This is a genomic window from Tolumonas auensis DSM 9187 (assembly GCF_000023065.1).
Lineage (GTDB): Bacteria > Pseudomonadota > Gammaproteobacteria > Enterobacterales > Aeromonadaceae > Tolumonas > Tolumonas auensis.
On the sequence record NC_012691.1, the window covers coordinates 1,942,138 to 1,964,999 of the forward strand.

Sequence of the window (22,862 nt, forward strand, 5' to 3'; positions counted from 1 at the left end):
ATTGTTGGGAAGCCGCCGTTGGCTGATCCGTTAACATATTTGATACATTCAGCTTTCGTGCCAGTTTTAAAAGCCATCAAAACATGGCTTTTTTATGCATTTTTAGGGGATTTAATGGAATTTAATGATTCAGAACGGTGCAGGCGCACCGGATCAGTCAACCAGCGTGGCGAGAATTCTGCGCGCCAGATCCGCCATGGACTGGCTGTTTTTCATCGCCGTGGAACGCATTACCTTATAAGCTGTTTCTTCATCCAGTCCCTGCACTTTCATCAGCCGCGCTTTGGCCTGCTGGATGAGTTTGTTCTCTTCCAGACGCTGCGTGAGATCATCCACTGCCAGCTGCTGTTTACGCATCACATCCTGTTGCAGACGCGCCTGTTTCAGCCAGCTTTCTACCGGTTCTTTCTCTTCAACCCGGTGCGGCACCAGCGTCACACCAGCTTCCAGTAAAAGTTGCTGCTGCGTTTCCGGCAAATTTTCCATAAACACCACCACCGGCAAGCCCTGACCAGCCAGTGTGGTGGCGACCAAACGCCACTCTGCCGTTAAACGCCGGCAATCGAGCATCGCCCCATGAATATCACCCGGTGGGTGCATAGGGTCGATTTGTCGCACTAAATAAGGCTCATGACCATAACGACTTAATAACAAACCCAGGCGGTTTGCCTGGGCTATATCGTCGCTATAAATCAGGATCTTCGAATAACTCATCCATGATTCCTAAATAGAAGATCTAGGCTACCGATTGCAGCAAGGTTTCAGCCATATCACCTAACTCTGCCCGTAACTGAACAACCTCACCCATGATCATTAAAACGGGCGTTAATCCGCTTAAAGTATGAGCGGTTTGTTCCAGACACGCGAGGGTCGTCACTTCAACCCGCTGCTGACGTGTGGTGCCGGCAGCCACCAGCGCAATAGGCAAATTCGCCGGAGCACCGGCCTGCAATAAGCCGCGGCGCAATTCCGTTGCCCGCTCCAGGCCCATATAAAAAACCAAAGTGCCACCGGCTTTGACTAAACCACTCCAGCCGTGAAATTCACCGCCATCCTGCACATGGCCAGTCACCAGTGTGACTGAGCGCGACAGACCACGGTGCGTCAGCGGAATGCCGGTCGCAGCAGCACAACCAATGGCGGCGGTAATACCCGGCACTACCTCAAATGGCACATTATTCGCCACCAGCAGTAATGCCTCTTCACCACCGCGACCGAACACGTACGGATCACCGCCCTTGAGACGAACAATCCGTTTGTATTTTCCAGCCAGCGTCACCAGTAATTCCGAGATCGCCTCCTGTTTCAGGCTGGGCTGTCCGCAACGTTTACCGACGTCATAACGCGCCGTCGCAGCCGGAATCAGTGCCAGGATCTCATCACTCACCAGACGGTCATACACCACCACATCGGCCTGCTGGATACTGCGTAATGCTTTAACGGTCAGCAAATCCGGATCACCAGGGCCAGCACCTACTAACGAAACAAATCCGTTCATCTTCAACACTCCTTTTGCTTCGTTAATCAGACTTCGTTACTGCTGATGTGTTTGTGCAGCAATTTTTTCAGCTCCACCACGCAAGTGCCGCAGTTTGTGCCGCAACGCAGCAGACTCTGCAGACCACTCAGTTCACCAATGCCCTGCTCGCTGATCGCATCCACAATCTGTTTTTCACTGACGCGGAAGCAGGAACAAATCATGCGACTATCACCCGCCAGCGCCTGTTCCAGCGTGGTGGAAAGCGCGGTACTGCTCATTGGCAGACCTAACAACCCCGCCAACAGATCGATATTCACCTGCTGATGCGTAGTGCTGACCATCAGTAAACCAATGATGCGGCCCTGATTCAGTTTCACCGCCAGCCAGCCACTTTTCAGTGGCAGACGTAACCAGCGTCCCTGTTGGGCGAGCTGGAACCAGACCTGCTCAGCGGTACGGGTTTCATCGGTCAGACGGCGACATTCACCGGCATCTAACGGACGCCGCGCCCACCAGCTCACTTCTAATTCCGGTTCATGCTGCCCGACCCACAGGCCATGCCATTTCACATTGACCGCTTCCGCCATCACTTCGGTTTGCTTGAACTGCGGCTGACCGGAGATAGCATCCACCACCGGCGCTACCAAACGATTCACACCGGAACAGGATGAAAAATCGTCCGACCAGTGCATCGGCATAAACGCTTCACCATCGCGCAGTCCATCGTCGCGACCCAGCAAGGTCATCACTGAACCTTGCAGGGAATTAATGCGGATCAACGCGCCTTCGGTAAACCCGCTATTCAGAATAGTCTGGTGGTTCACATACACTTTCGGCAGCGGTTCGGTTTCCATTAATCGCGGCAGATGCCCAGTACGCGTCATGGTGTGCCATTGATCACGCAGACGACCGGTATTTAACAACCAAGAGCCTTCCTGCCGTTCGGCTTTCCGCTTCAGGACGGGCTCCTGCGGCACCACGGCCAGCAGATTGGCTTTGCCATTCGGAGTAGAAAAACAGCCATCACCGAATAAGCGCTGACTGGCGACATTTTTACCGGCAGGTAACGGCCATTGGCGTGGCGTGAATTGCTCGTACTCTTCATCCGTCAGTGTCGCCAGAGCGGAAATATCAAACTGACGGCTGCTGTTTTCAAAACCTGACAACGCCGCATGTTCACGGAAGATATCGACGGTATCGTTGTAATCAAACGCTTCAGTAAAGCCGAGGCGTTTACCCAGTTCAGCCATCGCCCACCAGTCCGGCTTGGCTTCGCCGGGTGCATCAGTGAAGGCGCGCTGACGCGTCATGCAGCGTTCAGAGTTGGTCACTGTGCCACCGCGTTCCCCCCAACCGGCAGCTGGCAGAAGCAGATGCGCGAATTGTGCAGTATCGGTTTTCGGTGTCATTTCAGAAACCACCAGAAACTCGCATTTTGCCAGCGCTTCACGCACCATCACCGAATCCGGTAATGACACCGCCGGGTTGGTCGCCACCACCCATAACGCGCGGATTTTGCCGCTGCGCACCGCCTCAAACATATCGACGGCTTTTAAGCCCGGTTTACGGGCAATATTCGGCGCGTTCCAGAAACGGGCAACCCGGTCACAGTTTTCATCAGAGAAGGTCATGTGAGAAGCCAACTGTGTTGCCAGCCCACCGACTTCACGGCCACCCATCGCATTCGGCTGGCCGGTCATCGAAAACGGTGAAGCCCCCGGCTTGCCGACCCGCCCGGTCAGCAGATGCGGGTTGATCAGTGCATTACCTTTATCGGTACCCTGATTGGATTGGTTGATCCCCTGACAGAATAGTGTCACCGCTTTTTCGTTTTCACCAAACCAGCGATAGAAGGTCTGCAGTTCGCTGACCGTCAGGCCACATTTCTGCGCCACGTTCGCCAACTCATAATCCGGTGTCATCAGCAGCGCATGCAGTTCACTGAAGCCGTTGACGTGATCTTCGATATAGGCGTTATCGACCAGATCATTTTCCAGCAGATAACGACTCAGGCCGTTAAATAGCCAGACATCCGTTCCCGGACGCACGGCCAGATGCAGATCGGCCTGTTCCGCGGTCATGGTTTTACGCGGATCAATTACTACCATTTTCATGTCAGGGCGACGCGCACGCGCCTGCTGAATGCGGCGGAAAATGACAGGATGTGTCCAGGCCGTATTCGCACCGGCGATCACCAGCAGATCAGCCAGTTCCAGATCGTCATAACACCCCGGCACCACGTCTTCACCAAAAGCCCGACTGTGCGCCATGACGGCGGAAGACATACAAAGACGGGAATTGGTATCAATGTTCGCAGCGCCGATGAAGCCTTTCATCAGCTTATTGGCGACATAATAATCTTCGGTGAGTAACTGGCCGGAGACATAAAACGCGACCGACTCCGGACCCGTTTCAGCGATGATCCGGCTGAACTGTGCCGCCATTTCATCGAGCGCATTATTCCAGCTAACCTGTTGACCGTTCAGACGCGGATAAAGCAGGCGATTCGGAAAAGCCAGCGTTTCCATCAAACTGCCGCCTTTTACACATAACGCCCCGCCATTCGCCGGATGTCCGGTGTCTCCGGACAAGGTTTTGGCATCCTCTACCGTAATGCCGCAACCGACGCCACAATAAGCACAACTGGTATGAACACGACTCATCCTTGCCTCTCTAAAATAAAAAAACGTCCGGCCCTTCAAGAGAGCGCGGACGTCGGTGTCCCAAATCTAATTTAGTATTTTTGATACAAGTTTCATGCCTGATTTAAACAACTTGATAACAAAGGATTTTTCTGAAAACAGCCGGGAAAATGCACCAGAATTGAGCAATAAAAGGAAGGGGGTGCCCTAAGAGGGCACAAATTTGAATATCGCTGAAGAAGTATATTGCGCAATACTTCAACTTAATCAGCAGCTAGAGACACCCACATGACATCACTCGAATCACTACTCACCGATGTTCGTGCCTGCACGCTTTGCGCAAAGCACTTACCGCTCGGCCCGCATCCGGTGCTACAAATGCAGGCATCCGCGCAGATCCTGATTGCCGGGCAAGCGCCGGGGAGAAAGGTTCACGAAACAGGTATCCCGTTCAACGATGCCAGTGGTGACAGGCTGCGCTCCTGGCTGGGTATTTCGCGTGAAGTATTTTACGATGCCAGCCAGATAGCCATCTTGCCGATGGGTTTCTGCTTCCCCGGAACCGGCAAGTCTGGCGATCTGCCGCCGAGACCGGAATGCGCTCCCGCCTGGAGAGCGCCATTGCTGTCACATCTGAAGAACCTCAAACTCGCATTGGTCATCGGTCAGTACGCTATGGCCTATCATCTTCCGAATGAGACGGGAACGCTGACAGAGATCGTTCAGTCCTGGCACAAATACTGGCCTCATATTGTTCCGCTGCCGCATCCAAGCCCGCGAAATAATTTCTGGCTCAAACGCAATCCGTGGTTTGAGAAAGAGCTGGTGCCACAGCTTCAAAGCCGGGTAGCAGAAATCCTTGGTGGTGACACTGCACATTAACCCCAGTGATGTTGGAAGAGTCAGTCGCCTGCTGCTATCTTCAATAGAGGATCCATTCACTCAGGGAGGCGATTATGAACAGTCGTGAAAAGGTTCTCGAGTATCTGTCCACCGATTACCACGTAGTTAACCTCACCGCCGGCGAGGCTTTTATCAGCATAACGCCTGACATGGCTTCGTATTTGACTCAGGACGATAAACATTTCTTCCAGATCCATGGCGATGACCCTTGTCTCGAGGTTGCCAAGGCGTGTAATGCCGGGCATGTATGGCACGGTGACGAGAACATGAAATAGTGTTGAATAAGCACTGTGTGTTGGTGTGTTCGTATGGCACACAGTGCCAGATAATCGGAGGCGCACTATGGCTACATCTGAAATCAAGATAGGTCAACTCGGTATCAACTATGTCGTCGACGGATCGCAGAGCGCGAGCATTGGTATGTTCGAACTCACCGTCCCTCCTGCATCCAATGTTCCTCCGCCGCACAGTCACTCCAACAACGAAGAGTGCGTCTATGTACTCGAAGGTATTCTCCGCTATTCGGTTGGCGATGAAACCCACGATTTGGGTGTCGGACAGACCATGAGTACACCCAAGGGGGTGGTTCACTCATTCGCCAACCCATTCGACAAGACGGCCAAGGCACTAATCGTCCAGTCGCCGGATATCGGTGCACAGTACTTCCTGGACATAGCCGCCGTTGTTAACGCAGGCGGACCTCCCGACAAAGCAGCATTATTATCTGTCATGCGTCGCTATGGTCTTGTTCCTGCAGTGCCCAAGGATGCCTGACCACACGCATCAATCATCGTTCAACCCGGACTCTGCCTCACTACTGCGAGGCAGTGTTGTATCAACGAAGACTGTTACTCCGCCCCGATTCTTTTTATAGTATTCCTGAAATCAAACAGATAAAGAGGTTCAGGAATGAAGGTGCTCTTTGCTGCGGAAGAACACGCCTGGGGCGGCATTCTCAATAAATTCCGCCAGGCGCTTCCCGATGTGGCGTTTGTTGCAGCAGGTGGTTACGGTACACAATCACTGCAAGGTTTTGATGTACTCATCCCCACCATGACCAAAATTGACGCCCGTTTGCTGGCAACCGCAGACCAGCTGAAATTGATCCAGCAGATTGGTGCCGGTCTGGAAGGTGTTGACCTTGAAGCCGCAAAACAGCATCAGATCGCTGTCGCTAACGTTCCCACCGATATTTCCGGTAATGCCGATTCTGTCGCGGAGTTAGGCATCTATATGATGCTGGCGCTGGCGCGTAACGCGCATGAAATTCCCCATCATTTCCGGCAACGCGAATCAGGTCGACCAATGGGCCTGGGGCTGAAAGGCAAAACCGTCGGGTTGATTGGCTTAGGCGGTATCGGCAAAGTACTGGCAAAACGCCTGACTGCTTTTGATATGCGCCTGATCGGCATCAAGCAACACGTCGATCCTGATTTTGCCAAAACCCATCATCTGGACTGGCTTGGCACATTGCACGAACTGCCCACCTTGCTGCAGCAAGCGGATTTTGTCGTGCTCAGCCTGCCCGACAGCCCGGATACACATCATATTCTGAATCAGCAAACCTTCCGCCAAATGAAAGCCGGGAGTTTTCTGATCAATCTTGGCCGGGGCGGTCTGATTGATAAAGATGCGCTCGAAACAGCACTGAAAAGCGGACATCTTGCCGGTGCCGGGCTGGATGTATTCTGGCAGGAGCCACCGGATCCGACCGATCCGATCTTCCAACAAAATATCATCGCCACCCCGCATATTGGTGGTGTCACCGATATTTCTGTACAAGGGATATTCGAAGCCGCATGTGACAATATCCGCCGGTTACAAACCGGAGAACCTATTCTTCATCGTCATGCCTGATGTCTATCGGGCAAACTTATTTCAGAGGTGATAATGAAACCAAACGTTGTGCTTTACCGAAAAATCCCTGATGACCTGTTGGCTAAATTACAGGAACAATGTCAGGTCACTTATTTTGACGGCATCAATGCAGATAACCGTGCTGCTTTTATCAAAGCGTTAGCTGAGGCAGAAGGTGTTATCGGTGTTGGTCTGCAATTTTCTGATGAACTGATGGCTGCCGCTCCAAAGTTAAAAGCCGTGTCGACTATCTCTGTTGGCTATGATGACTTCAACGTCGCCAAACTGTCGGCACGCGGTATTGCGCTGATGCATACCCCCGGTGTGCTGACCGAAACTACTGCAGACACCATTTTTACGCTGGTGCTGTGTGCTGCCCGCCGCATTACGGAACTAGCGGAAAAGGTGAAACAAGGCGAATGGCAAGGCAGTATCGGCCCGGACTGGTACGGCTCAAACGTGCATGGCAAAACCATCGGTATTCTGGGGATGGGGCGTATCGGTTATGCCGTGGCTAAGCGTGCTCACTTTGGTTTTGGTATGAATGTGATTTATTACAATCGCTCCGCCAAACCGGAAGCCGAACAGCAATTAAACGCGCGTCGTTGCTCACTGGATGAATTGCTGGCCGATGCGGATTTTGTCTGTAACGTACTGCCACTGATGCCGGAAACCCGCCACATCATTAATCGTGACACACTGGCAAAAATGAAGCCTTCTGCCTTTTTCATTAATGGTGGCCGCGGCGCCTCGGTTGATGAAGCGGCACTGGTTGAGGCATTAAAATCCGGCGTGATCAAAGGTGCCGGACTGGATGTGTTTGAAACGGAACCGCTGCCGGTAAATTCAGAATTACTGTCACTGCCGAATGTCGTCGCCCTGCCCCATATCGGTTCTGCCACCCACGAAACCCGTTATGAAATGTCAAAAATGGCGGTAGAAAATCTGCTGGCAGCACTGAAAGGTGACCTGACGAAGCACTGTGTCAATCCGGACATTTTACGCTGATTTTCTGAGGTGATCAGTCTTCTCTGGTCACCTTATAGTGCACCGCATACACGCCGGTTCAGCCCCTCTGCATCAGCAACATGCAAGCAATTCACTGATAAATAAGCGTCATTTTTTTCATTAACTCGTTCCCATATGCCATGATTAAGGAGGATACTAATCCGGCATACATTTCAAAATGGAGCAAGTGATGACCGATCCTGCATTCTCCTCTTCTGATTTTCATGCTCAACCGACCTCTCAGGTTTTACAAATCGTCGGCTCTCAAACCGATGGCCTTTCTGATGAACAAGTACAGCAACGCCAGCAAAAATACGGGGCTAACCGCCTGACCCCACCTCCCGGTGAAAGCAACTGGCTCAAACTGTTACGCCAATTCAACAATGTGCTGATTTATGTGCTGATTGTAGCCGCCGTTATGAGCTGGTTGCTGGGACGCTGGACGGATGGTGGCGTCATCTTTGCTGTCGTGATCATTAACGGTATCTTCGGATTTATTCAGGAAGGCAAAGCCGAACAGGCTCTGGCCTCCATCCGCAGCATGTTGCGGGTACATACCCATGTTTTGCGGGACGGCGTGCGTCAGCAGGTCGATTCTGAAGTGCTGGTTCCCGGCGATATTGTATTGCTGGAATCAGGGGATCGGGTTCCGGCCGATCTGCGGTTAATTGAAGGTATCAATTTAGCGGTACAGGAAAGTGCACTGACCGGTGAGTCGTTCAGCGTGCAAAAACAGGCCAATCCGGTCGCGCCGGACACCCCGCTGGCAGAACGGTTATGTATGCTCTATGCCGGTACGCTGGTCACTCAGGGACGCGCGCGCGGTGTCATTACTGCTATCGGTGATAATACCGAAATCGGCAAAATCGGCGATATGCTACGCGCCGTGGAGCCTATGACGACCCCGCTGATGAAACAGCTCGGTGATCTGGGTCATGTGCTGACCAAAGCGATCCTGGCGCTTTCCGCTCTCACTTTTGCCTTTGGCTGGATCTGGCGGAATTACGCGATTGATGAACTGTTCATGGCGGTGGTCGGGCTGGCGGTTGCAGCCATTCCGGAAGGATTACCCGCTGTTATCACCATCACGCTGGCCATTGGTGTGCAACGGATGGCCAGTCATAACGCCATTATCCGCCGCTTGCCGGCAGTGGAAACTCTCGGTTCGGTCTCTGTTATCTGTACCGATAAAACCGGCACGCTGACCCGGAATGAGATGAGTGCACAATCAGTGCGGCTCATCAATGGTGAATTGTCCGTCAGCGGTGTTGGCTATCACCCGCAAGGTGACATTACCGCAGAAGAACAACCGCCAACCGAGGCTCAGCAACTAACCTTACAACGACTCGCCACGGCCGCCATTCTCTGTAATGACGCCCGTTTTGATCAGGAAAGTCAGCCTTGGCAGTTGCATGGTGATCCCACCGAAGGGGCGTTATTAATTCTGGCGGCGAAAGCAGGTTTAGACCCTGCATCAATCCAGCAAACCATTCCCCGACTGGCTGAAATACCGTTTGAATCAAGCCATGGCTATATGGCGACCTTGCATCCTGCACCGGCAGGATCTCCGCAACCCTATCAGCTCCTGCTGAAAGGGGCGCCTGAAAAAGTACTGGAAATGTGTACTCAAGTCTGGACGCCGGCCGGTGCTTACCCGTTACATGCCGATAAATGGCAGCAAGCGATAGACAGTTTTGCAGCCCGCGGACAACGCGTACTCGCGCTGGCGGAAGCGGATACCGCGGATGCGGCTATTTCCATTCCCCCCAATCAGGATGGCACGCCGGATCTCTCCGCGTATCAATTCAGTCTGCTGGGTCTGGTCGGCATTATGGATCCGCCACGGGAAGAGGCGCGTCATGCCATCGCCCAGTGCCAGCAGGCAGGGATCCGCGTCATTATGGTGACCGGCGATCATGCCAGCACTGCTGCGGCAATCGGTTCACAGCTTGGATTAAGTGAACCCTTGCAGGTGCTGACCGGCAGTGAACTGGAGCAGCTTGAGGATCATGAGTTACAGGTAAGAGCGGCAGAAATCGATATCGTTGCCCGCGCAACGCCCGCACATAAACTCAGACTAGTCGCCGCGTTACAGGCTGGCCAGCAAGTCGTAGCCATGACCGGTGATGGCGTTAATGATGCACCTGCCCTGAAACGCGCCGATATTGGTGTTGCCATGGGCATGAAAGGCACTGAAGCGGCCAAGGAAGCCGCCGGCATGGTACTGGCCGATGACAATTTTGCCACGCTGCGTACTGCCGTACTGGAAGGGCGGACTGTCTATGACAATCTGCGCAAGGCGCTGGTTTTTCTGCTGCCAACGAACGGCGGTCAGGCACTGGTGATGGTCGCCGCTATTCTGCTTGGCATTACCCTGCCGATCACCCCGGTACAGATCTTGTGGGTCAATATGGTCAGCGCCATCACATTGTCCGTGCCGCTCGTCTTTGACCACGCCGCGCCGGATATAATGAAACGCTCTCCGCGGCAAAGTGACGATTCACTGCTAAACGGCGCCCTGCTCTTCCGTATTGCCTTTGTCTCTGTGCTGCTGATGGTGCTCACGCTGACGCTCTATGACTGGAGTACATCCCATCAGCCGGATCTATCCCGGGCCCGGACCGTGGCTATCAATAGTCTGGTCGTCGCCGAAATGGTCTATCTGATCAGTTGCCGGGCGCTGAATCATGCAACGCTGGATCTCACCAGTTGGGTGGGAAATGGCTATGCGCTACTGGCCATTTTTGCGCTGACACTCATGCAACTGGCACTGACTTATGTACCTTTCATGAATACTCTTTTCGGCACAGCGCCGATTGATTTGCAGGATTGGCTTATCATTATCGGTAGCTGCCTGCTGCTTTATCTGCTGATGGAAGTAGAAAAACAGCTCACGCCACGCTTATTTTTCAGGAATGGCAAAAAATGAGCCCGAAAATGAAACCGTCACCATTACGCCGCATTCCGACGGCAGTCTGGATCCTGGGATTTGTCAGTATGCTGATGGATATCTCATCCGAACTGATCCACAGCCTGCTGCCGCTGTTTATGGTCACCACGCTCGGTGCCAGCACGCTGATGGTTGGGTTGATTGAAGGTCTGGCGGAAGCAACGGCTCTGATCGTGAAGGTATTTTCCGGCGTGATCAGTGATTATTTTGGCAAACGGAAATGGCTGGCTGTTACAGGTTATGCGCTGGGAGCATTAACCAAACCGGTATTTGCCCTTTCCAGCAGTATCGGGCTGGTTCTGACCGCCCGACTGACTGATCGCGTTGGGAAAGGCATTCGTGGTGCGCCGCGCGATGCCTTGGTTGCCGATATTACGCCGCCGGAATTACGTGGTGCCGCCTTTGGCTTGCGCCAGTCACTGGATACCGTCGGTGCGTTTGTCGGGCCATTACTGGCTGTGGGCCTGATGCTGTTGTGGGCCAATGATTTCCGCGCTGTGTTCTGGGTCGCCGTGATCCCCGGATTTCTGGCGGTATTATTGCTGATTTTTGGTGTGTCGGAACCGGAATCACACGCCACGACACAACGTACTAATCCGCTGGTGATGGCTAATTTACAGCGACTGGACAGTCGTTATTGGTGGATTGTCGGCATCGGCAGTATTTTCACGCTTGCCCGTTTCAGCGAGGCATTTCTGGTGCTGCGAGCGCAGGATAGCGGAGTCCCGATCGCCTACATCCCGTTGGTCATGGTGCTGATGAATATCGTTTATGCACTCTCGGCATACCCTTTCGGACATTTATCCGATCATGTCAGTCGTTACACATTTCTGGCTTATGGTCTGGTGATGTTACTTGCAGCCGACCTGGCACTGGCTGTGGATGGTCACTGGAGTATTCTCCTGCTCGGTGTTGTGCTGTGGGGTCTGCATATGGGGTTAACGCAGGGCATTCTGGCTGCACTGGTGGCCGACACTGCCCCCGCTGATTTACGCGGCACGGCCTTTGGCTTTTTCAATCTGGCCAGTGGTGTGGCCATGCTGATCGCCAGTGTCGTCGCCGGCTGGCTGTGGGATAGTTTCGGCGCCTCAGCCACTTTTCTGACGGGCGCCGGGTTTTGCGGAACAACGTTATTACTGCTGGCTTTAAACGCTAAGTTAAGCCAAAGCTGATTCAACAAAACGTTTTATATATTGCTCTGCTGCCAAGTCGTAATTACAGATGCCGACTTCAATTTTGGGTTTATTTTTACCATGAAAGTCGCTGCCGCAAGTCACAAATAAATCACTTCCAAGTGCATAGTCATAAAGCTTATTAGCCAATTCCGCATTATGGTAACTGGAGAATACCTCCACGCCCATTACACCGACTGCTTTCATTTCATCCAGTACTTTTAAATGGTCTGTTTTTACATTGGCCCCAATGTGCGCAATAACAGGAATACCATGATTACTTTTTATTAATGACACCATATCGGTTAATGCCGGATAGGCAACCGGTGTATGGCACGGTTTGCCTGCACCAAAGAAATCCCAGTAGAAATTGATCAGTGGCATATCGGCTCTGGCACCTTCACCGCGATAGATTGACAACAGCGGATGCGAAAAATTCCGTTCATCTTCAAGGATTAACTCTGCCATCTGTTCTTCCTGCGGAGTATTCCCTTTGGCCAGATGATAGAGATGATCTTCATCCAGATGAAAACCAAGATCTTTCAGTTTTTGCAGTTTTACGGGAACGACATCCGCCTGCAGCTTGGTAATATGTTTTTCAAGATTATAGAAATCGGCCATGTCGCCCTTAAAGCCATAACCTAATAAGTGATAATTGCCGCCCTGAAAAGAGCAGTCAATTTCAATACCCGATAAAACAGTGACGTCTTTATTCTGTGTATATTGTCTGGCGACATTCACCGAATGAACGGAGTTGTGATCGGTGACGGCTAATGTTGAAACCTGATTAGCCAAACATCTGTCGATCAATATTTCTACCGGTAAATCCGCATCCAGACTAAATGCTGAATGCATGTGCAAATCAATTTTTGACATAAAAATCCTCTGTCTCATAGAGTCAAACTGCACGATGGATCTGAACATCCGGTCCGCACAGCGATTTCAGTAATTGTTCATCGGCATCCGCCTCGGCCACGAGCGCGGTCAGAATATCGGTTCCGGCAATCCGGAACGGTGCCGTGGTTTCAAGCTTATCGTTTGTTATGGCCGTCACTATCGACTTGGCCTGCGAGGTAACAAGGCGTTTGAACTCGGCATCTTCCAGATCAAACGCTGTCAGCCCCATTTCCGCATCCAGCGCGCAGACGCCGAGAATGTAGAGATCCGGGCGGATATTGGCGGCATCGCGCAGCGATTGCGCGCCGAGTGCGGCACCGGTATTCCGGTTTATGCTGCCGCCGATCAGAATCAGATTAATATTTTCCCGCTCGGCCAATACTGCAGCAATAGAAGGTGCGTTCGTGACCACGGTGATGTTCAGATCGTCCGGCAACGCATGAACCACCGCCAGATTCGTCGACCCCGCATCAATAAACACCACCTGTCCGGGTTTAATGAGTTTTACCAGACCCGCAGCCAGAGCCTGCTTCCGCTCCGGATTTTGCGCTTCCCGTTCGGTCAGTGACCCCGACGCCGGAGAAACCGGCAGTGCCCCGCCATAAACCCGCTTGCATAAACCCGCCGCGGCGAGCTCACGCAAATCACGTCGTATCGTGTCTTCCGACGTATTGAACTTACGGGCCAGCTCGGAAGCGACTACCCGCCCCTGTTCTGTCAGTAACGCCAGAATGGAACGCTGCCGTTCTTCCGGTAAACAATCGATCACGTCGGTAGAATTCATAAATTTCTCGTTTCTGCTTATTCAGCCTGGATGAATCATAACCAATGCCGCACAAACATGCAAAAACAAGTTTAAACGTGCAATGAGATAGTCTGACGTGATTATTCCACTTCATGAGATTAGTCATATCAAAACCATTGATTTACCAGATACGACCTTTTCTTAAAAATAACAGTTCATTACCTCAATCTTCAATTCGGATGAACACATGAAAAATGTATTAATTCTTGGTGCAAACGGTTCGTTGGCCCGCGTAACAACGCAATATTTATTAAAAAATACCGATCTGCATTTAAGCCTGTATTTAAGAAATGCCCGTCGCCTGAATAATCCCGACCAGAGTCGGGTGGATATAGTTGACGGCGATGTCATGGATTATCAAAAACTGGTCGCCGCCATGGAAGGACAAGATGTGGTTTACGCCAACCTGAGCGGGAATATGAAAGCGGCCGCAGAAAACATCGTCAAAGCCATGCATGCCAGCGGTCTGAAGCGAAAGATGTTGAAAACGTTGTTCTCCGGTTGAAGAACAACGCATTTAAGTGGCTTATTTATTTATAAATTTACTTTCATTCGAGCTGTAGCGCGGCCCGGTTAGCGGGAATTGATCAACAATAGCCTGAATATTGGCTAAATCATCACTCGATAACGCCAAATCAACAGCGGCGGCATTTTCTTCCAGATATTTACGGCGTTTAGTGCCTGGAATAGGAATAATATGCTCACCTTGAGCAATCACCCATGCAATGGCTAATTGTGCTGCTGTCGCACCTTTTTCGTGTGCATATGCCGCAAAGGCCGCAGCCAGTTTCTGGTTATTATCCAGATATTCGCCCTGATAACGTGGCAAGCGTGTGCGGAAATCATTGGCAGCCAGTTCATTCACGTTGACAGTTGCTGTCATTAAACCACGACTCATCGGTGCAAACGGAACGAATGCCACACCCAGTTCTTTGGTTAACTCCAAAATACCGTTTTCTTCCGGGGTGCGGGTCAGCAATGAATATTCACTCTGCACAGCTGTGATCGGATGGACGTTCATCGCACGTTGCAAATGCTCTGTCGTACATTCACTCAAACCAAGATAGCGAACTTTCCCCTCTTTTACTAAATCGGCCATTGCGCCGACGGTATCTTCAATTGGCGTATTCGGGTCAACGCGGTGCAGGTAATAAAGATCGATGCAATCAACACCCAACCGTTGCAGGCTGCCTTCGACGGCTTGTTTGACATAGTCAGGTTTGCCATTCAGGTAAGTTGCACCGGGTTGAAAGCTATCAGTAAACCCTTCATTCAGTGCAAAACCAAACTTAGTGGCGAGAAAAATCTGATCGCGTTTTTCTTTTAATACCTGAGCTAATAATTTTTCATTCGAATGATCATTGCCGTAAATATCAGCCGTATCCCAGAAATTAATCCCCAATTCCAGTGAACGGTACAGCGTGGCAATGCTCTCATCATTATCCGGTGTGCCATAGGCGGCACTCATGCCCATACAGCCAAGACCAATACCAGAAAGCTTAATGCCGGTTTTACCTAATTCTCTGTATTTCATAATAACGTCCCGATGAGTGAGTTATTTCAATGGCATCATTATGAACAGTATTGCGCATTAATTAATGCCTCATATTTCGATTGTTCTCATGAATACAGCTCATGAATAAGAGGTTAGTTGTTCGATTCAAAAAACACAGCCACATGGCAAAACGTGCTTCCCGGTTAGTGATCAGCCATTGCCCATCGCGACGGATATATTCGTCTTTGTAGATGACGCCGTTGAAGTTTTTGAATTCTTTACCTTGATCCTCAGACACCAGCACCACCAGACAGTAGTGGGTTGAACTGGCGTGATCGCCATTGATGTCGGCAATCATCTGACCGTTCATGTGATACAGCGCCGAGAAGTTCGCGATAAAACCGGAGAACACCTTGCCGATCTCTTCGCGGCCACGCATTGATGCAAACAGCGTGTCACCAAAATAGGTGTTAACGGTCGCGTCTTCCGTGAAAAGCTGTATCTGGGTGGCGATATCTTTGTCATCAGCCAGATTAGCGCGGTAAAGATTTCCGTACCGATAGCGATCGTTTTTGCATCCACATCGGTGCGCAACTGACCGGTACGGTCATAGAACAGGAAACCGTCATAATCAACGTATTGGCAGGATCAACTTCTTTCCCGTTTGTCGGATCGATGTTAGACGCTGCAACGCTGCAGGTTCCATTTTTTCATCGCTTCGATACCATTGCGCTGCGCGCTGACACCAATCCAGGCGTTACCGGAGTCGATTTTCTGGGCATCTTTCATGGGATCGGTAATGCGATAGCGGTTGGCCTGCCCCTGAAGAAAGTATTCTGTTTCCATATAGCCGTTTGGCCTGCATCGGCATCACGGTTGCGCTCATTGGCGTACCAAGCGCAGGTGCCACCACGGCGGTAGACAACTCAGATTGTCTAGCTCGCCCTGTGAAATCAATCCAGTTTGAGCATCGAGAGATAGTCAATGATGCTGTCGTATAACAATCTTACTCTGGCCGGAACCGGCCCTTTCTGTGGCCGGTATACATAGACATCCCACGGTTCCGGTTCAGACTCTTCTAACAGACGGATCAGATGACCGTTTTTAATGTCATTATTCGCAATCCAGTCTGATATCTGACCAAAACCGAAACCATCAAGAATCGCCAGTCGTTCTATTTCCGGATCATCTGTTCTGAAATTCACATTTCCCGGATGGATCTCAACGCCGTCGGCAAAAAGCCACGGCCAGCCTTTACCCGAGTTGCAATCTATCGCTTCAATCGCCGGTAAATTTTTCAGCTCGTCTAAATGTCGGGGAGTACCAAAGTTATTAATCGCTTCAGGTGAAGCCACCAGGAAAAACTTTACTTCATTTACTTTTCTGACAATAAAACCATTGTTTTTAATTTTTCCTACCCGAATACCGATATCAATTTGCTCATCCACTAAATGGCTGAAACTGTTGGAAGCTCTGATATCAATATGTATTTTGGGGTATTTTTTATGGAAATCGCTTAATAAAGGATATAGAAAATCCCGGCCAATTAAATCCGGCGTGGTAATTGTTATATTCCCGCTCAGTTCATCATGATTATTTTTTTGCTGCCCGAATAAAAAGACATCATTCATCACATCCAGTGCATGAGATGCACGGGATAGCAACTGTTCACCAAATTTCGTGATTTTGATAGTTCGGGTGCTTCGGTGAAATAAAAGCTCTCCATAGGTTCCTTCCAACATTTTGATCACTCTGGAGACAGACTGAGGAGACATATGCAACTTATCCGCCGCATCACGGAATGTTTTCGACTCCGCCGCAACGACAAATACGCGTAATAATTCAGATTTAGAAAGCATGTATGCAACCAGTATAGAAATACTGCTATATCTCAATGCTTTTTGTGCACAATCACAACAAGTGGTTACTGAATAGACTTATGAGCAGATTTCATAAATGCAGTGTAAGCATCATAGCACAGGGTTACGGCATAAGATTATTCTGAAAACTGAGTTAATTAATGCCATTAATCATGATTAACAGATGAACCATATAAAGATTTAATTGTTGACGAATAAAATCATATCAAGAGGTTTTTCCGCATGGAAAGTTTTGCATATCATAACCCGACAGTCCTCGATTTCGGTAAAGACAAAGAAAAACAAATTGGTCAACACTTAGTTACTCACGGCGTAAAAAAAGTATTAGTAACTTTTGGCAGCGACCGTATCAAAAAAGATGGTTTATTTGATGCTGTGACTGCCTCGTTGCAGGCAAATCAGATTGAATATGTGGAATTTGGCGGCATCGTCAGCAACCCGTTATTGTCAAAAGTCTATGAAGGCATTGACGTTGCCAGAGCTCATCAGGTCGATGCTGTTCTGAGTGTTGGTGGCGGTTCAGTTTTAGATAGCTCCAAAGCCATTGCCGCAGGCGTTATGTATGATGGCGATGTCTGGGATCTCTTCCTTGGTAAAAGCCCAATCAATACCGCTCTGCCGATTTTCGATATTCTGACACTGGCCGCAACCGGCAGTGAAATGAATTGCGGTGCAGTGGTGACCAATGAAACGACCAAAGAAAAATTCGCCATTAGTGCACCTGCATTATTCCCGAAAGTCTCTGTAGTGGATCCGGTGCTGATGCAAACGGTCAGCAAAGATTATCTGGTCTATTCAGCGGCAGATATTATTGCGCACTCCATTGAAGGCTATTTCACTGCTGCTGTGCAACCGCATTTCCAGTCCCGTCTGGTTGAAGCGATCATAAAAACAGTAATCGAAACAACAGAAATTCTGATTGAAGATCCACTCAATTATGGGGCGCGTGCTGAATTTGCCTGGGCATCAACGCAGGCGCTGAACGGATTGATCTATTCAGGCACCGCTGGCTTCAGTTATCCGAATCACATGATCGAACATTCGCTGTCAGCACTGTATAACGTGCCACACGGTGCGGGTTTATCTGTGGTAATGCCGGCGTGGATGAAGTGGTATCACACTAAAAATCCGCAGCAGTTTGAACGGTTTGCCCATGAAATATTCGGTAAATCAACTGCGCTCGAGGGCATTGAAGCGTTAGAAAACTGGTTCAATAAGGTGGGAACCCCTACCCGTTTGTCACAGTTTAATATTGCGTCTTCAGAATTACCGGTCATTCTGGAAAACGTATTAGGAAACGCGAAATACTTCGGTGTAGCTGATATCTACACAGAAGAAGTCAGCACTGAAATTCTTAATAATGCTTTTTAATTCAATTAATTAACACCACTCCAAAAAACAGCCAGCTCTGATTATCTGAAGAGCTGGTTGATTCAAATTGTTATTCTTTTCCACAAAGTCACACCCGTCCTCAATTCAGCAATCAAAAATTCGCAGGTGGCAAATGCGGCTTGGCGATATTCCGATCAGCCGGTGATTTGCATATTTTTGCCATGGAATAGTGACCCGCCTCATACTTTTAGACTCCCGAAATGGATCTTTTGATGGGACCGGTCCCATAATCATCTCATCGAGCATAACAGCTCTCCATAAATATCGTCTGACGATCACCAAACCCGGATGATATTTACTCTATTTATCTGATTAATAAGGACTTGTATGAGCAAGGAAATCGTTATCGTCACCTCGGCTTATGGTGCTGATACCGTCAGACAGCTTGGCGGACAAGCGGCACTGCTGCCGATGATCAAAGCCAGCGGCGCTGACGGGGTTGAGATCCGCCATGAACTGTTAACGCCAGCCGACCAACTGGACGAACTGGCTTCGCAAATCAGCACTCATGGCCTGTTCGCGGTCTATTCCGTGCCGGAATCACTACTGACAGATGATGGTCAGCCAGAACTGGAACGACTGGCACTGCATCTGAAAAATGCCGCTCGTCTGAAAGCCCGTACGCTGAAATTGCCGCTGGGTTCAATTACCAACGATACCGATTTATCCGGCATTACAGCAGTGATCAAATCACAGCCGGTTAAGTTGTTGATTGAAAACGATCAAACAGTGGAAGGCGGTCGCATCAGCCCGTTAATTACTTTCTTCGGCATGGTGATTTCGCAGAAATTACCGGTTTCCATGACCTTCGATATGGCGAACTGGAACTGGCTGGACGAAGACGCTTTTGTCGCCGCCAGAGCACTGGCCGCACAAGTCGGGTATGTACATGTAAAAGCCAGTCATACCGAGCAGGGCAAAGTAAAAGCCATTGCACTGGATAACAGCGATGGCAGCTGGAAAGACTTGCTGGCAATGCTGCCGACCGATGTGCCTCGCGGTATCGAATTTCCACTGGAAGGCGCTGATCTGACTGAAGTAACCCGTTATTACGTGGCTAAATTGAAAGAGGTGTAATGATAAATGACAACACAAGCTCACACTAAATCTGCCGGACTGGATGTCGTCACTTTCGGCGAAGCCATGATGATGTTTGTTGCCACCCAAACCGGTGATTTACATCGCGTGGAACAATTTGTTCGCCGTGCCGCCGGTGCCGAATTGAACGTCGCCATTGGTCTGGCTCGTCTTGACCTGAAATGTGGCTGGGTCAGCCGCCTGGGTAATGACTCTTTTGGCCGTTTTATTCAGGACACACTGGACAAAGAACACGTCGATCGTCGTGCTGTCACCATTGATAGCGCCTACCCTACCGGCTTTCAGCTTAAATCCAAAGCCGAAAATGGGACCGATCCCATAGTGGAGTATTTCCGCAAGGGATCAGCCGCCAGCCACCTGTCGCTGGCTGATTTTAACGAAGCTTATTTCGGCGGTGCCCGTCATCTGCATTTAAGTGGTGTTGCGGCTGCATTGTCATCAACGTCATATGAATTATCCGCTTATGCCGCACAGTGGATGCGTGCGCATGGCAAAACCGTTTCCTTTGATCCGAACCTGCGCCCTGTGTTGTGGCGTTCCGAAAAAGAGATGGTGACGCAGCTGAACAAACTGGCTTTTGCCGCCGACTGGGTGCTGCCGGGTATGAAAGAAGGCCGCATTCTGACTGGTTTTACTACACCGGAAGCCGTTGCTGATTTTTATCTCGATGGTGGCGTTAAAGCGGTTGTGATTAAAACCGGTGAAGAAGGAGCTTATTACAAAACAGCAGAGGGTGAGAAAGGCGTCGTTCCTGCTGTTTTTGTGAAAAACGTGGTGGATACCGTAGGTGCTGGTGATGGTTTCGCGGTTGGCGTTATCAGCGCATTACTGGAAGGAAAAACAATAAAAAATGCTGTCGCTCGCGGTAACTTTATCGGTGCCCGGGCAATTCAGGTAATTGGTGATAGTGAAGGTCTTCCAACAAGAAAAGCTCTGATTGCAGAGATGACGATGACACAAGAAACCGCTACGGTTTCTGTATAACAAATTAAAGAGGAACAAGTATGAATACTAAGCTCCCTGCCCCATCCAGATGGTGGCACATCATGCCGATTGTGTTTATTACCTACAGTCTGGCTTATCTTGACCGGGCCAATTACAGTTTTGCCGCCGCAGCCGGTATTAACGAAGACCTGGGCATCACCAAAGGGATGTCATCCCTGCTCGGTTCGCTGTTTTTCCTGGGTTATTTTTTCTTTCAGATCCCCGGGGCGATTTACGCTGAAAAACGCAGTGTCCGGAAACTGATCTTCCTGTGCGTGCTGTTATGGGGTGCCTGTGCCACCTTAACCGGTCTGGTCAGTAATATACCGATGCTGATCATCATCCGCTTCACGCTCGGGGTGGTGGAAGCCGCGGTAATGCCGGCGATGCTGATTTATATCAGTAACTGGTTTACCAAATCTGAACGCTCCCGCGCCAATACCTTCCTGATCCTGGGCAACCCGGTCACGGTATTGTGGATGTCAGTACTCTCTGGTTATCTGATCCAGGCACTGGGCTGGCGTGAAATGTTCATTCTGGAAGGTTTCCCTGCCGTACTGTGGGCCTTCTACTGGTGGAAAACCGCACGTGACAAACCACAGCAAGTTAGCTGGCTGACTCAACAAGAGAAAGATGATCTGAACGAGATCATGGTTAACGAGCAGAAAAATATCAAACCAGTGCGTAACTATGCTGAAGCGTTCAAATCCAAGAATGTGATCCTGCTGTGTGCCCAATACTTCTGCTGGAGTATCGGTGTGTATGGCTTCGTGCTCTGGTTGCCATCCATCATTCGTGGTGCCTCCAATATGGGGATGGTTGAAACCGGCTGGCTCTCATCTGTTCCTTATCTGGCTGCGACTATCGCGATGATCACCGTGTCCTGGCTGTCTGACCGCATGCAAAACCGCAAAATGTTTGTGTGGCCAATGCTGCTGATCGGTGCGATCTGCTTCCTGGGGTCCTTCTTACTGGGTACCGATAATTTCTGGTTGTCTTACACGCTGCTGGTGATTGCCGGTGCCTCCATGTATGCCCCGTATGGTCCGTTCTTCGCCATCATTCCTGAAATGCTGCCAAAAAACGTCGCTGGCGGCGCGATGGCCCTGATCAACAGTATGGGTGCTTTGGGTTCCTTTATCGGTTCATGGGTTGTGGGTTATCTGAATGGTGCGACCGGTAGTCCTGGTGCGTCTTACATCTTCATGGGTAGTGCGTTGTTTGTGTCTGTCATCCTGACACTGATCGTAAAACCAAACGCCGACGAGCAATCAGCTCAATCATTACCACAAGCTGCTTAAAAGGGAATTAGCATGAAACCGAATGTTGTACTGTACAAAAACATCCCTGCTGACCAGCTGGAACGTCTGCAAAGCCACTTCAATGTGGCTTTCTTTGAAGGCATTACCGATGCCAACCGGGCTGATTTTATCGGCGCACTCAGTAACGCCGAAGGATTGATTGGGGCAAGTTGCCCCATCACGACCGATTACCTGAATGCAGCCCCGGCTCTGCGCGCTATCTCCACCATATCTGTCGGCGTAGACCAGTTTAATGTGCCTGATTTAACCAACCGAAAAATCAACCTGATGCATACCCCGAGTGTACTGACCGAAACCACCGCTGACACCATTTTCACGCTGGTGTTAAACAGTGCCCGCCGGGTGATTGAAATGGCAGAAATGGTGAAGGAAGGCCGCTGGACCAAAAGTATTGGCGTGGATAGTTACGGCACCGATGTGAATGGAAAAACCATCGGCATTCTCGGCATGGGACGCATTGGTTATGCCGTCGCCAAACGTGCGTATGCCGGTTTTGGCATGTCGGTGCTGTATTACAACGATGTAGCAAATCCGATGGCAGAACAGGATTTTAAAGCCCGCCGCTGCGAGCTGGATGAACTGCTGGCCAAGTCTGATTTTGTCTGTGTGGTGCTGCCGCTGTTGCCGGAAACCGAAAAATTCATCGGGAAGGAACAGCTACTCAAGATGAAACCGAGTGCCTTTTTGATCAATGGTTCGCGCGGCAAAATCGTCGATGAAACCGCCTTGATTGAAGCTTTGCAGCAAGGCGTGATCCGCGGTGCCGGTCTGGATGTGTTTGAAAAAGAACCGCTGCCGGCTGATTCACCGTTAGTCTCTCTGCCGAACGTAGTTGCCCTGCCCCATATCGGCTCGGCGACCCATGAAACCCGCTATGCCATGGTGCGTTGTGCCGTCGATAACCTGATTGCCGCACTCAACAACGACGTCTCGGTGAACTGTGTTAATCCGGCTGCCCGTAAGAGCTGATATTTATT

General features: G+C 50.4%; 22 protein-coding genes. 13 read left to right on the forward strand and 9 right to left on the reverse strand.

Annotated elements, in window-relative coordinates:
• Window positions 1–153: 153 nt before the first annotated feature.
• From TOLA_RS09010 to TOLA_RS09020, 3 genes are read right to left on the reverse strand one after another with little or no spacing between them, the layout of a single operon-like run.
• The gene (locus tag TOLA_RS09010; RefSeq protein ID WP_015878854.1) at window positions 154–714 is read right to left on the reverse strand and encodes an ANTAR domain-containing response regulator; all 561 of its coding nucleotides are present in this window, start codon (window positions 712–714) and stop codon (window positions 154–156) included.
• Window positions 715–736: 22 nt separating this feature from the next.
• The gene (gene cobA, locus TOLA_RS09015; protein ID WP_015878855.1) at window positions 737–1,498 is read right to left on the reverse strand and encodes a uroporphyrinogen-III C-methyltransferase; all 762 of its coding nucleotides are present in this window, start codon (window positions 1,496–1,498) and stop codon (window positions 737–739) included.
• 26 nt (window positions 1,499–1,524) lie between these two features.
• Window positions 1,525–4,143 (reverse strand): nitrate reductase, encoded by a 2,619-nt coding sequence (locus tag TOLA_RS09020; RefSeq protein WP_015878856.1) that lies wholly within the window; start codon window positions 4,141–4,143, stop codon window positions 1,525–1,527.
• A 267-nt stretch (window positions 4,144–4,410) separates the two neighbouring features.
• Between TOLA_RS09020 and TOLA_RS09025 the strand changes: the two genes are divergently transcribed.
• From TOLA_RS09025 to TOLA_RS09055, 7 genes are all read left to right on the forward strand, one after another.
• Window positions 4,411–5,004 carry a uracil-DNA glycosylase family protein gene (locus TOLA_RS09025; protein WP_015878857.1) on the forward strand — a complete coding sequence of 198 codons (594 nt, stop codon included), beginning with the start codon at window positions 4,411–4,413 and terminating at the stop codon, window positions 5,002–5,004.
• Window positions 5,005–5,078: 74 nt separating this feature from the next.
• A complete protein-coding gene (locus TOLA_RS09030; RefSeq protein ID WP_015878858.1) occupies window positions 5,079–5,300 on the forward strand; it encodes a hypothetical protein in 222 nt (73 codons plus the stop codon).
• A 67-nt stretch (window positions 5,301–5,367) separates the two neighbouring features.
• Window positions 5,368–5,799 (forward strand): cupin domain-containing protein, encoded by a 432-nt coding sequence (locus TOLA_RS09035; RefSeq protein ID WP_015878859.1) that lies wholly within the window; start codon window positions 5,368–5,370, stop codon window positions 5,797–5,799.
• Between the two features lie 135 nt (window positions 5,800–5,934).
• Entirely contained in the window at window positions 5,935–6,882 is a 948-nt protein-coding gene (locus tag TOLA_RS09040) for a 2-hydroxyacid dehydrogenase (protein WP_015878860.1), read from the forward strand.
• 33 nt (window positions 6,883–6,915) lie between these two features.
• Window positions 6,916–7,890, forward strand: a complete 975-nt coding sequence (locus tag TOLA_RS09045) for a bifunctional glyoxylate/hydroxypyruvate reductase B (RefSeq protein WP_015878861.1) — start codon at window positions 6,916–6,918, stop codon at window positions 7,888–7,890.
• Between the two features lie 190 nt (window positions 7,891–8,080).
• Window positions 8,081–10,819 carry a cation-translocating P-type ATPase gene (locus TOLA_RS09050; RefSeq protein ID WP_015878862.1) on the forward strand — a complete coding sequence of 913 codons (2,739 nt, stop codon included), beginning with the start codon at window positions 8,081–8,083 and terminating at the stop codon, window positions 10,817–10,819.
• Window positions 10,816–12,012, forward strand: coding sequence for an MFS transporter (locus tag TOLA_RS09055; RefSeq protein WP_015878863.1), 1,197 nt, complete (start codon window positions 10,816–10,818; stop codon window positions 12,010–12,012). Before TOLA_RS09050 ends, TOLA_RS09055 begins: the two co-directional genes overlap by 4 nt.
• Here the strand turns inward: TOLA_RS09055 and TOLA_RS09060 are convergent.
• Complete coding sequence (locus TOLA_RS09060) at window positions 11,998–12,888, reverse strand: PHP domain-containing protein (protein WP_015878864.1); 891 nt, start codon at window positions 12,886–12,888, stop codon at window positions 11,998–12,000. The two genes, TOLA_RS09055 and TOLA_RS09060, sit on opposite strands and share 15 nt — an antisense overlap.
• A gap of 22 nt (window positions 12,889–12,910) precedes the next feature.
• Complete coding sequence (locus tag TOLA_RS09065) at window positions 12,911–13,693, reverse strand: DeoR/GlpR family DNA-binding transcription regulator (RefSeq protein WP_015878865.1); 783 nt, start codon at window positions 13,691–13,693, stop codon at window positions 12,911–12,913.
• A 208-nt stretch (window positions 13,694–13,901) separates the two neighbouring features.
• On the opposite strand from TOLA_RS09065, the gene TOLA_RS09070 reads away from it, so the two are divergent.
• Window positions 13,902–14,219 (forward strand): NAD(P)H-binding protein, encoded by a 318-nt coding sequence (locus TOLA_RS09070; protein WP_015878866.1) that lies wholly within the window; start codon window positions 13,902–13,904, stop codon window positions 14,217–14,219.
• Between the two features lie 21 nt (window positions 14,220–14,240).
• Here the strand turns inward: TOLA_RS09070 and TOLA_RS09075 are convergent, their stop codons facing one another.
• From TOLA_RS09075 to TOLA_RS09085, 4 genes are all read right to left on the reverse strand, one after another.
• Window positions 14,241–15,248, reverse strand: a complete 1,008-nt coding sequence (locus TOLA_RS09075) for an aldo/keto reductase (protein ID WP_015878867.1) — start codon at window positions 15,246–15,248, stop codon at window positions 14,241–14,243.
• A 61-nt stretch (window positions 15,249–15,309) separates the two neighbouring features.
• A complete protein-coding gene (locus TOLA_RS09080; RefSeq protein WP_083757756.1) occupies window positions 15,310–15,741 on the reverse strand; it encodes a nuclear transport factor 2 family protein in 432 nt (143 codons plus the stop codon).
• Between the two features lie 146 nt (window positions 15,742–15,887).
• Window positions 15,888–16,055, reverse strand: coding sequence for an alpha/beta hydrolase domain-containing protein (locus tag TOLA_RS16785; protein WP_015878868.1), 168 nt, complete (start codon window positions 16,053–16,055; stop codon window positions 15,888–15,890).
• A 107-nt stretch (window positions 16,056–16,162) separates the two neighbouring features.
• A complete protein-coding gene (locus TOLA_RS09085) occupies window positions 16,163–17,068 on the reverse strand; it encodes a LysR family transcriptional regulator (protein WP_015878869.1) in 906 nt (301 codons plus the stop codon).
• Window positions 17,069–17,311: 243 nt separating this feature from the next.
• Here TOLA_RS09085 and TOLA_RS09090 point away from each other — a divergent pair, with 243 nt between their 5' ends.
• The 5 genes from TOLA_RS09090 to TOLA_RS09110 all read left to right on the forward strand — a co-directional run bounded on the left by TOLA_RS09090 (window position 17,312) and on the right by TOLA_RS09110 (window position 22,854).
• The gene (locus TOLA_RS09090) at window positions 17,312–18,460 is read left to right on the forward strand and encodes an iron-containing alcohol dehydrogenase (protein ID WP_015878870.1); all 1,149 of its coding nucleotides are present in this window, start codon (window positions 17,312–17,314) and stop codon (window positions 18,458–18,460) included.
• A gap of 348 nt (window positions 18,461–18,808) precedes the next feature.
• Window positions 18,809–19,558, forward strand: a complete 750-nt coding sequence (locus tag TOLA_RS09095; RefSeq protein ID WP_015878871.1) for a sugar phosphate isomerase/epimerase family protein — start codon at window positions 18,809–18,811, stop codon at window positions 19,556–19,558.
• Window positions 19,559–19,564: 6 nt separating this feature from the next.
• The gene (locus TOLA_RS09100; protein WP_015878872.1) at window positions 19,565–20,563 is read left to right on the forward strand and encodes a sugar kinase; all 999 of its coding nucleotides are present in this window, start codon (window positions 19,565–19,567) and stop codon (window positions 20,561–20,563) included.
• A 20-nt stretch (window positions 20,564–20,583) separates the two neighbouring features.
• On the forward strand, window positions 20,584–21,864 hold the full coding sequence (locus TOLA_RS09105; RefSeq protein WP_015878873.1) for an MFS transporter: 1,281 nt from the start codon (window positions 20,584–20,586) through the stop codon (window positions 21,862–21,864).
• A gap of 12 nt (window positions 21,865–21,876) precedes the next feature.
• Window positions 21,877–22,854, forward strand: a complete 978-nt coding sequence (locus TOLA_RS09110) for a bifunctional glyoxylate/hydroxypyruvate reductase B (RefSeq protein WP_015878874.1) — start codon at window positions 21,877–21,879, stop codon at window positions 22,852–22,854.
• Window positions 22,855–22,862: the final 8 nt, after the last annotated feature.